At 65.3% G+C, this 12,595-nt stretch carries 6 protein-coding genes and 1 tRNA gene; 2 read left to right on the top strand and 5 right to left on the bottom strand.

Features of this window, described 5'->3' with window-relative positions:
• The first annotated feature begins 231 nt into the window (after positions 1–231).
• Entirely contained in the window at positions 232–618 is a 387-nt protein-coding gene (locus A5758_RS13770; protein ID WP_067740720.1) for a YchJ family protein, read from the top strand.
• A gap of 30 nt (positions 619–648) precedes the next feature.
• Here A5758_RS13770 and A5758_RS13765 read toward each other — a convergent pair.
• Positions 649–719 (bottom strand) — tRNA-Cys (locus A5758_RS13765).
• A gap of 113 nt (positions 720–832) precedes the next feature.
• Here A5758_RS13765 and A5758_RS13760 point away from each other — a divergent pair.
• Positions 833–1,738 carry a YgcG family protein gene (locus A5758_RS13760; RefSeq protein WP_067740718.1) on the top strand — a complete coding sequence of 302 codons (906 nt, stop codon included), beginning with the start codon at positions 833–835 and terminating at the stop codon, positions 1,736–1,738.
• 20 nt (positions 1,739–1,758) lie between these two features.
• Here A5758_RS13760 and A5758_RS26265 read toward each other — a convergent pair whose 3' ends face one another.
• The 4 genes from A5758_RS26265 to A5758_RS13745 form a co-directional block, all read right to left on the bottom strand.
• Positions 1,759–2,055: a hypothetical protein gene (locus tag A5758_RS26265; protein ID WP_082939682.1), complete on the bottom strand. Its 297-nt coding sequence runs from the start codon at positions 2,053–2,055 to the stop codon at positions 1,759–1,761.
• 55 nt (positions 2,056–2,110) lie between these two features.
• Positions 2,111–2,404: a hemophore-related protein gene (locus A5758_RS13755; RefSeq protein ID WP_369816439.1), complete on the bottom strand. Its 294-nt coding sequence runs from the start codon at positions 2,402–2,404 to the stop codon at positions 2,111–2,113.
• A gap of 277 nt (positions 2,405–2,681) precedes the next feature.
• Positions 2,682–3,404 (bottom strand): Type 1 glutamine amidotransferase-like domain-containing protein, encoded by a 723-nt coding sequence (locus A5758_RS13750; RefSeq protein WP_067740716.1) that lies wholly within the window; start codon positions 3,402–3,404, stop codon positions 2,682–2,684.
• Positions 3,382–12,465, bottom strand: coding sequence for a BTAD domain-containing putative transcriptional regulator (locus A5758_RS13745; RefSeq protein WP_067740714.1), 9,084 nt, complete (start codon positions 12,463–12,465; stop codon positions 3,382–3,384). The genes A5758_RS13750 and A5758_RS13745 overlap by 23 nt, the downstream gene beginning before the upstream one ends.
• Positions 12,466–12,595 lie beyond the last annotated feature (130 nt).

Genomic DNA, 12,595 nt, shown 5'->3' with positions numbered 1-12,595 from the left:
GATTGCGGCGCCTGGTCTACGACGGACAGCGCGCTCGCATAACGTTCCCCGGCGCGTGCCCGATCCACCGCCGCCGCTCGCCGCCGTCTCACCCGACGGCCGGGAGATCCCACCACGGCGGCTTGATCCCGCAGGAGGCGACCCGCTCGACAAATTGCAGCAGATACTGCAGGACGCGGCGGGTGCTGCGCCGATGGGGGAGGCACCGTAACGGTCTGTAAGGCTCTTGCTATGAACGAACCGTGTCCGTGCGGCAGTAACAAGAGCTATCTGGCCTGTTGCGGGCCGTTTCACCATGGCGAGTCGCAGGCCCGGTCGGCCGAGGAATTGATGCGATCGCGGTATTCGGCATTCGCCCACGGAGACGCCGACTACCTGTACCGCACATGGCACCCGCGCACGCGCCCGGCCGACGTGACGATTGATCCAGGCACCACCTGGATTGGCCTGAACGTGATCGACACGGTCGCGGGAGGTCCGGACGACGATCACGGGGAGGTGGAATTCACGGCCCAGTTCGAGTTCGCGGGCCGCGTCGGCAGCCTGCACGAGCGCAGTCGTTTCGAGCGCCGCGCCGGCCGATGGTTCTACCTCGACGCCGTGCCGGAAGAGTTCTAGCCGCGTTGTCTATTGACCCGGCTTTCTCCGAGCGAGTGACGGGACTCGAACCCGTGTATACGGCTTTGCAGGCCGCTGCCTAGCCACTCAGCCACACCCGCACGAAACGCCACCATGCCAGCGCAGGCCCGTACGGCCTAGCGTTTTCCTCGGCCCGATCATTTCGTGAGCTGCAGTTGTCCGCCTTTCCGCGAATGACGGCTAAATTACCCGTATGCGGGTTGTTCGCCTGGCGGGTGTGATCCTGACAATCCTCACAGCGGGGCTGCTGTCGGCAAGCCCCGCCGGCGCACAACCGCCGTCCAAACTCACCGATCACATCACTGACAGCACCGGGGTATTGACGGATTCCGGTCGGGCAGCGGTCAGCTCGGCAATCGATCGGCTTTACCGCGATCAGCACATCCAACTGTGGGTGGTCTACGTCGACAACTTTTCCAGGTTCAAACCCGAAAACTGGGCTGACCGCACCCGGGACGCCAGCGCGATGGGCGACCACGACGCGCTGCTGGCCGTGGCCACGAACACCAAGCTGTACGCATTCACGGTGCCGCCGCCGGTTCAGGGCCTCACAGCAGCCGAGCTGATCAGTCTTCGTAGCAAACGAATTGAACCGGCGATTGCCGCCAAAGACTGGAGTGGCGCTGCGGTCGCCGCCGCTGACGGGTTGGACCGATCGGCAACCTCGTCAAAGCCTGCAAAGCCGATCTGGGTGCCGATCGCGATCGGCGTCATCGTCCTCGCGGTCGTCATCGTGGTGGTTTTCATGCTCTACCGTGCGCGACGCCGCCGGCGGGTCAGCCCTACCGATGGGCACGTTGGAGGGCATGACTATTCATTGGAGCAGGCGTTATCGATGGCGGACGGCAGATTGCGGCAGGTCTCCGACTACGTCGCCCGACATCGCGCGAGCGTCGGCACCGAGGCCCAAACCAGGGTCGAAGAAGCGAATCGGCATTTGGCGGCGGCGCACGGCAAGCAACCAACAAACGGCACCGAAGCGGTCGCCCATGCCAACAGGGCGTCCACCCTGGCCGCTGAGGCCCAATCGTTGGCGAATGCTGACGTGTTAGCAGGGCACCGCACGCGGCGAGGTCGAGGCACAGCGTCTAAGCGGTGAACGGTATAGCAGCCGCCGTTTCAGAAGCATCCGCTTACATGAACTCGCCGGCCGGCTCCGACGCAAACATTCACCGGGGGCGGCGGGGGCGGAAAGTCTTGCGGCAGCGGTGCATACGCGTCCGGTGGCGGGACGTTGGCGTTGATCGTATCGGCAACGTTGGTGCACCCGCTCACGGAGACACGCCTGCCGACGCTTGCGCAGACGTCGGCGTTGGCCACACCGGAAGGCCCGACGGCGGCATACATCTCAGGGATCGCGGTAAGGGTCAATACTGCGATCGCCCCTGCCGTCCAAGGCCGCACCCACCCGTTCATCGGGATCTCCTCACTCTGACCGGTGGCAAGTTTTGGGCGTGCTTGTTCTCGTCGCTCAAGGGGTCGCGCCGCCCTGCCCGAGCAGCGGTGTCCACTGGCAACGCTGCCTGATGTCAGCCAGTGGCTGCCGGATGTTTTCGAGATCGGCTTGCTCCTCGGGGTTGGCGCTGAAGTACTGCTGCACGTCGTCGCGGATCTGGTCTTTGGGACGATCTTGGAGGCCGGTGTAGAACCCGTTCAGGTCCGGATGCGTGAACAGGTAGCCCGAGAGCGCCGCCGCCACACCAGACGCGACGCCGGCTACATCCGCTGCCGTGCAGCCGGGGGGCCGAGGCGGGGGGTCAGCCACGGCGGTCGCCGCGGTGCCACATAGAAGCGTGCCGGTAATTGCGCCAGCACCGATTGCCCCGACTAGTAGCCGACGCGGGGTCAGATGTGCGAAGAACATAGCTGGCTCCTTTATGCGGCAATTACCTGCGGTTGGCATGGTGTTAACTCTGGACACCGACCGGGTTCGTTACTCGGGCCGAAAGTCACTAGTACAACGGCCAACCGTCACCACACTTGGTGCCCCGGGCAAGAGGCCGGGGCACCGAGGTGGCGAGTTCCTTTGCGATGTCCGAAAATCAGCTGCCATCTTCGGCGCGCAACAGCGAGTGTGTGACGCGGCCGCCCTCGAAACGGAACTCATGCGCCGGATGACGGAGGGGCTCGATAGCGCCGTCTGCGTGCACCATGACTCCGGCACCTGACGGGATTCCGAGCCCGCCGGCCGATCCCGCTAGCTGTTCCACGGTCCGAGATAGCCGCGCCCACCCGCCTCGCTCGTCATGCGCGTCAACCACCAGGGGTACGAGGTTGAACATATCGAGCAGCCCGGGCACCGAAGGCTCCGGTGCCTCGACCATTCCATAGCGTCCGAGCTGGACCGCCCCGGCCGAGATGCCCACCAGGACCGCCCCTTGGGCGTGTCTGCGCAGGATCACATTTTTCATGCCGGCTTTCTCGAACGTGTCCCAGCCGAGTCGCACATCGCCACCCGCGAGGACGATCAACCGGGCACGCTCGAGGAAGGTGCGGTCGTCGGAGCCGAAGGACGAATGAATCATGCGGCGGTCGGTGATTCCAATCGCATCCATTGCCGTCTCGAAAATCCCGTAGTACTCAGGGCGGTCCCCGTTGGAGGCACCGATATACGCCGCGCTAAGCGGTATGTCCCGCGCCAGTCCATCGAGGGATCCCTCGAGGAGCAGTCGGTCCCCCCGCCTCCAGAACAGCAGCTGACTGTCTGCTAGCAGATAAAGCGGTTGTCGTTGTGGCACCGTCTCAGTCACCGCAGGCGAGCTCATCGAACCTTGCGAGCGCGGCCTCGAGATCCGTTTCGTCGAAAATTTCGCAACGGTCGATCAGGTGACCGTCGACGGTCTGAACTTCGATCCCTCGCCACTCGGCGTCGAAGCCGTCCTGCGAAACGCCATGCGCCACATGCGAGCAAACAACTCCAAGGTCAGTCAACCGATGCACGGTCTCGATGCGGAAGGTAAGGTCCGTCGTCAGTTGCCACAAGGAAAGCAGGGATGCGTTGAGACCTCCTTCCTCGATGATGCCCGGTCGTCGGTGATCGATGTTCACCCAATCCGGCGTCGTTGGAAATAGCTCGCGCCGGTTCATCGCGGCATAGGAACCGGCGATGACCGACCACGTCCGCGCGTAGGCGGCCGCCTCACCGGCGACATATCGAGCATCGAGCTCATCAAAAGCGGCATCGGTGTCGTCGACGTCGAAAAAGACGTGAGCCGCAATCCGCCCGTCGGCGTCGGTCTCGACGATTCCCAGCATCTCGATGACGAATTCCCCGCGCCCTAAGTCGGTATTGAACGAGCGAATAAGAATGAGGGCGAGGCGCTCCCCACGGGTCGCAATGACCGTCAGCGTCACCTGCGCGAGGCCCTCGGCCAGAGCTCGCATGTTTGCCATCACGGCATCGCGACCGTCCCAGACACCGACATTCACCACCCGACGGCGATCCTCGACAAAACTGTCGCCGGCCAGGATTTCGGCGATCGCCGCCCAATCGCCGGCCGCCGAACGCTCAAAGAGTCGGTCTTCCGCTCGGCTCGCTGCGTTCTCCAGCCGCCGCGTGGGACGGCTCAATTCGTCGAATCGAGCAAGGGCAGCGTCCAGGTCGGCCTCATCGAATATCTCGCAGCGGTTGACTAGCTCGCCTTCGACAGTGAGAAGTTGGATCTGTCGCCACTCGGCGTCAAAGCCGTCAGACGAGGTCCCATGTTGAGTGTGGGTGATGACCGCCCCGAGCTTGCTGAGCTGATGGACCGCCTCGATGCGGATCTCGAGGTTTGGGGTGAGATCCCAGACGGCGCGGATGGACTGGATCATGGTTTTGGGCGCGAATGGTGTGCCTCGCCGGTGGTCGATGGCGGCCCAGTCTGCTGCGGGGAGTTCGTTCCGGTTGAAGGCGGCGTAGGTTCCCGCAATGACCGACCAGGTGTGCGCGTGGAGGGCTGCTTCGCCTGCGAGGTAACGGTTTTCGAGTTCTTCGAATGCGGCGTCGATGTCGTCAGGGTCGAACACAACGTCCGCCATTACCTTTTCGCCGTTGTGCTCAACGACTTGAAGGACGTCGAGGTGAATCGCGGGATGGTCACGGCCCGACGCTTTGACGCGGGTGAGGATGAGGCGTTCGCCTCGGGTCGCGATGATTTCCGAGGTCATGTTCGCCAAGAGCCCGACATCCGCGGACACCTGTAGATCTTGGATCGCGGCATCGCGACCGTGTCGAACCCCGGCATTCACGACCCGGCGGCGATCGTCAAGGGAATAGCCCTCGGCAAACAGCTGGGCCATGGCGTCCCAGTCGCGGGCAGCAAAGTGCGCCAGGAAGCGTTGGTTCACTGGATCTTCCAGCCCTTGTTCCTGTAAATCGAGCTCTTCAAACCGGGCGAGTGCGGCGTCCAGGTCCGTCTCGTCGAAGACCTCGCAACGATTGAGCATGTCACCATCAACCGTCAAAATGCTGATCTCACGCCACTCGGCGTCAAACCCTTCTGGGGAGGTCCCAGCCGCAGTGTGGGCGATAACCGCGCCGTATCGACTGAGACGATGCACAGCTGCGATGCGGATCGTCAGATTAGGAGTCTGATCCAACGCGCTGCGGAGGAATGCGATGAGTTCACCCGGTGCCATCGCCGCCCCTCGGCGATGGTCGACGTCCACCAAGTCCGTTGTCGTAGAGGGGAGTTCGCCGCGGCTGATTGCGGCGTAACTCGCCGCGATGGCAGACCATGTGCGCGCGTAGAGGGTCGCTTCGCCGGCGGTGTATCGGGCATCGAGCTCGGTGAAGGCAGCGTCCATGTCGTCGGTGTCGAATACGACAGCTGCCGCGAGTCGATTGTCGTCGCCGGTTTGGATGACGGCGAGGGCCACGCCCTGGAATGCCTCCCGTTGTTGGTCCTGGCTGGCGAAGTCGAAGTGAAAGAGCGCGAGACGCTCACCACGAGTTGCAACGGTCGACGCCACGGCAGTGCTCCAAACGTCACCGCTGGCCCGCCAGTTCGCCATCTCGGCATCTCGACCACGTTGGATCCCGGCGTTGACGACCGAGCGGCGGTCGTCTGAGGAAACGTCGTCGGCCAGCAATTCTGACATTGCCTTCCAGTCGCGGACCGCGAAACGGGCGAGAAATTGCTCGACCACGCGGGTCGTCGCATTCGCCAACTGGGCGGCCGGCCGGCTGAGTTCTTCGAATCGCGCGATCGCGGCGTCCAAGTCCGTCTCGTCGAATACTTCGCAGCGGCTGACAAGGTCACCGTCGACCGTCACGAGGCTGATCCCTCGCCACTCAGCGTCGAAGCCCTCGTGCGACGTCCCATGCGCGACGTGGGTGTAGACGGCTCCCACGTCGCTCAGCCGATGCACCACCTCTGGGTAGGTTCGAATTCTTTGATCGAGATCCCATCCGGCGTGGACGTATTCGATCAGCTCACCGGGGGCGTGAGCCGTCCCTCGGCGGTGGTCGATGCTTGCGAAATCCGGGGTAGTCGGCGGTAGTTCGTGCCGGTTCAGTGCGGCATAGCTATCCACGATGACTGACCAAGCCCGCGAGTGCGTAGCCGCTTCGCCATTGAGGTAACGGGAATCAAGTTCTTCGAACGCGGCGCCGGCGTCGTCGGTATCGAAGAAGACGACCGCGGAAATCTGCACGGTAGCGTTGATTTCGAGCACGCCGAAAACGTCTGTGAGAAAGGCATCGGGCCCTTGATTACCGTCACCGAAGCGTAGGCGCATGAGGGCAAGGCGCTTGCCGCGAGTCGCTACGACCGTTGTAGCCACGGTTGCGGTCCACAGGTCGGCGACGGTCCGCATGTCGGCGTTCTGGGCGTCTCGACCATGTCGTGGTCCGGCGCCCACCACGCGGCGGCGATCGTCATTCACGAAGTTGTCGTCCAGCAACTCAGCCATGGCGTCCCAGTCGCTGACGGCAAAACACGCTAGATACCGCTCACCCACTCGGCTTGCCGCGTTCTCCAGCCGGGGCGCCGGGGGGATGAGTTGGTCGAACGATGCGATCGCCGAATCCAGGTCTGCCTCGTCGAATACCTCGCAGCGGCTGAACAAATCACCATCAGCCGTAAAGAGCATGACCTCCCGCCACTCGGCGTTGAAGCCGTCGCGTGACGTCCCATACCCGTTATGAGTGACGACCGCTCCGAGGTCACTCAGGCGATGCACGGCCTCGATGTAGAAATGGATGTCTTGGTCGAGATCCCATCCGGCACGTAGGTATTCGATCATGTCACCGGATGCGAAAGCCGCTCCGCGGCGATGGTCCTGATTTTTGAAATCGCCGGTTATAGGCGGGATTTCACGTCGGTTGATCGCGGCGTAGGCCGCGGACATGGCAGTCCACAAATGCGCATGGGTTGCCGCTTCCCCGGCGAGATAGCGCGCGTCGAGCTCCGCCATCGCGGCGTCGATGTCGTCTGGGTCGTATGCAACGCGTGCCAGTATCCGTTCGTCGGCGGAGGTCTCGACGATAATGAGCATCTCGATGCTAAATCCCCCAGATGGGTGGTCTTCGCGCGAGATACGCGTCCGGCACAGGACAAGTCGTTCGCCTCGAGTGGCGATGACATCCGCCGTACTTGTCGTCACCCCAATTTCGGCGAAGGCCCGCATATTCGCGATTTCGACGTCACGACCGTGCCGGGTTTCGGCGTTGACGACCCGTCGATGGTCGTCGACAGCCGTATCCGCGGTTAGTAGCTTGGCCATAGCGACCCAGTCGCGTGCGGCGAAGTACGTTCGGAAGCGCTCGTACGCTTGGCTTGCCGCATTTTCGAGAAGCGGTGCTGGGCGGCTCAACTGATCGAATTGCGTGATCGCGGTTTGCAAGTCGGCGTCGTTGAACAACTCGCAGCGGTTGACCATGCTCCCTTCGACCGTGACCAGGGCGACTTCGTGCCACTCACCGTCAAAGCCTTCGTGCGAATTTCCATACGCCACGTAGGAGACGACCGCTCCCAGGTCGTTCAATCGATGTACGCCGCCGACGTACGAGGTGATGTTTTGGCCGATGTCCCACCCGGCGCGGATGTATGCAGGCAGCTCGCCGGGTGCGAACGCTGCGACGTGGCGATGGTCAATCGTTGCGCAGTCGGGGGCCAGAGCGGGGAACTCGTGCAGGCTGATCGAGGCGAAGGTTCCGGTGACGACCTGCCACGTGGCCGCATAGGGCGCACCTTCGCCCGCGAGGTAACGGGCATCGAGCTGGGCGATGGCGCCCCCGATCTCTTCGACGTCGTAAGTGAAGACGTTCGCGATCCGGTCGTCGGCGTCGATCTCGACGACGTTGAGCGCGTCGATTTGAATCGCTTTGGGGTCTTGGCCTGCCGCGCGAACACGTGCGAGGACGAGATGCTCCCCGCGGATCGCCACGGCGCTGACCATCGAGATCGTGAAGCCGACGTCAGCCGCCGCCTGCAAGTCTCTGACCACGTCGTCTCGGCTGTGTTGAGTCTCGGCACTGACGACCCGCCGGTGGTCGATGCCGACAAAGTCATCGGCCACGGTGTCGGCCAGTGCGTCCCAGTCGCGAGCCGCGAAATGAGACCAGACGTGCTCGAATACGCGCGCCGCCTTATTCTCTAGCCGCCGCGCAATCGGGCGCTCCGCCTCGAATCGGGCTTCGAGCTCGACCATAGCGGCGTCGATGTCGTCGATGTCGAACCACATCTGCAGCGCGATTCGGCCGTCCTCATCGATGCCGTAGATACAGAAGAATTCGTCCTCTGGCGCCCCGGGGCTCGCGTCCGCAGTGCCCACCGCTAATCGAGCGAGTGCTAGCCGCTCGCCTCGCACGGCGGTAACGACTGAAGTGATACGCACGTCGCCCGCCTCAAGGACCCGCCTATTCTCACCTGCCCAGTCGGCCGATGGCAGGTCAGCCTGGGTGAAGCCGACGATCTTGCGGCGGTTCTCGACGAGGACTCCGGGCGCAAAGAGCTGCTCGAACTCATCCCATTCCCCGTTATTGATAGCGGCCACCACGTGTTGCCCCGCTCGTACGCAAGCATTTTCGGGTTCAACAACGGGCGCTTCGGGCGGAGCAGCAGCGGGTGGTCGCTCAGCACCGAGAATGGCGCGCGCCTTCTCGGCAAGCGCCACAGCGCCTTTCCGCTCGTACAACTCGGCGGCCCGCTCCGCCGCCGCCCGCGCACCCATGATTTCACCGGCCGCACCCAAAACCGTCGCCAGCGTCAGGCACGCATCGCCATGATCCACCAGCGCGTCGGTGCGTTCGGCGAGCCCGACGGCTTCCTCGGCGACTCGCCGAGCCTCGTCGTGATCACCGCGCCGCGACAGCAGCCGCGCCCGAAGCGTGCGCCAGGCGATCGACGCCTTCAGCGCGTGACCGGCGAGACGCTCACTCTCGGCACTCAATTCATCCGCTTCGGCATCGCGGTCGAGCGCGAGACACGCGCGGCCCAGCAACGCCGCGGTCTCGGCGGTATCGGCGTCGAGGCCCATGCGACGAAAGCCGTTGTAGGCCTTGCGCAAGTGTGGCTCGGCCGCCGCAGGCTCGTCGACCACCAGCTCGACGATCCCGGCGAACTGCTCGACCTCCATAAGAGAATGGCGCAGTCCGAGCTCGGTGGCCGTGCGCCGGGCCGAGTCGATCATCCGTCGCGCCGCCGCCGCCCGACCGCGGAAAGCCTCCAACACCGCTTGGCACCGCGTCGATGTCGCTTCGACCGCCGGTGAGTCCGTAGTGATTCGGAGCAGCCGCACCACGTCCAGGCATCGCCCGCCTGCGCGTGGAACGGGGTTCGGGCCCCACAGCGCCGCAAGCGGTGCGTTCGCCAGAACGGCGTTCACCCGGCGGTGTTCACGCGCGCGCCGCGCCGCTGAAAGGGCGTCGTCCAGAGCGATTTCGCCGTCGCCGATTCTTCCCAGCCGTGCGAGGCATCCGGCACGAACGGTGTGTGCCATGGCTTCTCCGGCGGCGTCGCCGAGTTGGGCCAGCTCTTCGGCGGCCGCGCCGACCGCGGCCGCGACGTCGTCCAGTCGCTCCGGGTGGGTCAGCATCGAGAGTTGGCCGTCGAAGCAGGTGGCCCACGCGGCTAGCTGCGCCGAACCGGCGGTGGCGCTCTGCAATTGGGCCACCGCGCCCGCCGCCGAAACCACATCACCCGCGGCCAGCAGGGCCTCGCAACGCGCCATCAACAACTCGGCCGTCTGGTCGTCGCGATCGGGCAACTCCTCGTCGATCTCCTCGAGTGCGTGCAGGGCCCGGTCGTAGAGGTCGGCGGCGCCTTCATAGGCGAGCCGTGCCATCGCCTGGTCCGCGGCACGCCGACAGTATTCGACCGCCTTCGCCGCGTTCCCCGCCCACGCGCACTCGAAGTAGTGGTACGCCAGTTCGGCGAGCAGCTCGTCGTCGGCGCCGGGCTCGCTTTCCAACGTTGTGGCGATGCGCTGGTGCAGTCGCATGCGCCGCACCGACGGCAACTCGGCCAGCAGCGACTGCCGGACGATCGCATGGTTGAACCGGTAGCGACCGCCGGGCTCTTCGATGACGATGCCGGCCTTGCACGCCTCGTCGAACGCGTCGACCAGGTCGTCCTCTACCACCCGTTCCACCAGATCCAAGGCGAACCGGCTGCCGACGACGGCGGCCGCGGCAAGCGCCTTGTTCGCCTGCGCTGGAAGCCGCGAAAGCCGGCGACTCACCGCCTCGCGCACCCCTTGCGGCAGGGTGCTCTGGTCCCAGCGTCCACCGCTTTCATCCACGTGGCGCAGGGCCTCGATGAGGAAGAACGGATTGCCACCCGTGACGGACGCCAATGCCCGGGCGAGCTCTTCGTCGTTGTAGCCCGCCTCGGCGACGTAAGCGGTCACGTCGTCCTCGTCGAGGCCGCTCAGGCTGAGCCGGTTGGCCGTGCCGTCGCGGTGGAGGTCGGCGAGCATCGCCGCCAGGGGGTGGGAGCGGTCGAGGTCCGTGCTGCGGTATGTGCCGATGATCTGCATGCGGGCGTGTTCGCCGAAACGCAGGAGGTGTCGTAACAACAGCAGCGTGGGCTTGGCCGCCCAGTGCAGGTCGTCGAGGATCAGGACGACCGGCGCGCTCGCCGAGGCCATGGCCAACAGCGCGACGACGGCGTCGAAAAGTGCGTAGCGTTCGGTGTCCGGGTCGGCACGGGTCGGCGCGGCCAGGTCGGGAAGCAGGTCGGCCAGCCCGGGCGCGAGTGTGAGGAGTGCTTCCACGCCGCGCAGCCCACGGAGCCCACCCGCACCGAGGCATGGCACCAGCGAACGTAAAGCTTCCGCGAACGGCTGGTACGGCGCGCCGAGGTCCTCGTCGCATCGGCCGTAAATGACCAGAGCGCCTTGGTCATAAGCCTGTCGCGACCATTCGCCGGCCAGACGCGTCTTACCGACACCCGGTTCGCCCGCGATCAGCATCGCGTTGGTGCCACCGGCGAGCGCGGTCTGCCACGCCGACGACAGTCGCTCAAGCTCGTGCCCGCGCCCGACGAACGGCCCCGGGCCGGCAAGCACAGGGGGCAGGCTCGGGCGTTCCACAGGCACGTCGATCGAATCCGCGGGATGGTCGAGCAGGGTGGTCTGCAGTTGGAGTTCGAAAACGTGTTCCGGGCGCGCGAGATTGCGCAGCTGGCGCGTGCCCAGGTCGGCGAGCACGACGTCATCGGACAGCGAGTCGATTACGAGCTCCGCCGTCGCACCCGAGCACAGGATCTGGCCACCGGTTGCCAGCGACCGGAGGCGGGCGGCGCGGTTGACCGCGCGCCCGAAGTAGTCGCCGTCGCGAAATTCGACCTCCCCGGTGTGCAAAGCCACGCGAACACGCATGGGCTCCCGCAGCGCCCAGGGCTCGTGGACGATCGCATCTTGAAGCTCGATGGCCGCGGCGGCGGCCGCCGACGGCCGCTCGAAAACCGAGAACGTTGCGTCGCCCTCGCCGCGCGTCTTGATCAGCCGACCGCCGCGGGACGTCACGACCTGCTCGACGAGCTCGTCGTGTCGCGCCAGTGCCGCCGCCATGGCCCCGGCGTCTGCCTCCCATGCAGCCGTCGACCCTTCGATGTCGGTCAGCAGAAACGTCACGGCGCGAGTCACGGACGAGAGGTGTTGTGCGGCAGGCATTTCCAGCGCAGAGTCCTGCGCGACGATCGCGGCCTCCAGCCGGCGAAGGTCCGGTCCCGGGTCGACCCCCAATTCATCGGCGAGCAGCGCACGCGCACGCTGGTACGCGCCGAGTGCCTCGCCCTGCCTGCCGGCGCGATACAGCGCGAGCATCAGCTGGCCCCAACGCCGCTCGCGCAGCGGCGCATCGGCCACTGCGGCCTCGAGCTCGCCGATGATCTCCGCGGCCCGGCCCGTCGCGAGCAGCGCATCGGCCCGATCCTCCACCAGCGCGGCGTGGCCCTCGATCCATCGCGTTTTCTCGGAGGTTCCCCGTCGGCCGTCGGGCAGCTCGGGGATTCCGCGCCACAGGGCGAGCGCCTCCTCGAAGCGGGCCACTGCCTGGCTGATGTCGCCGGCCGCCGCGGCGTCGCGTCCCAGTCGGGCGGCCGATTTGTAGCACGCCGCGTCCACCTGGGTCTCGGCCAAAGTCCAGCCCGCGCCCGCCGTCAGAACGAAGCCGTCACCCAGGGTGCGACGTAACGTGGAGATGTGGGTTTGCAGGGCCTTCGCTGCGGTGCGTGGCGGATCCTCGCCCCAGAGGAGCTCGACGAGCGTGTCGGCCGCCACGACCGAACCGCCGTGCAGCCCGAGCATGGAAAGGATCGCGCGCGGTTTGGCGCCCGGGATAGTGACGGGCGCCCCGTCTAGCCGGACCTGGAGAGGTCCCAAAACCCCCAGTTCCACCGATGGAAGCGTACTCACATCAGCCATCGTCGGTGGGGGGATTCAATGCACGGTCAAGATCGAGTAAAGCCGTCGCGTCCAGGCCCGAAGTCACCGCCACTGGAATGCACACCACCGTGAGCAGTTAGGT

The organism is Mycobacterium sp. 852014-50255_SCH5639931, from assembly GCF_001665605.1.
GTDB classification, from domain to species: Bacteria; Actinomycetota; Actinomycetes; order Mycobacteriales; family Mycobacteriaceae; genus Mycobacterium; species Mycobacterium paraffinicum.
Note: the sequence above shows the minus strand (reverse complement) of the source record. Positions and strands in the feature narration are given on the sequence as shown.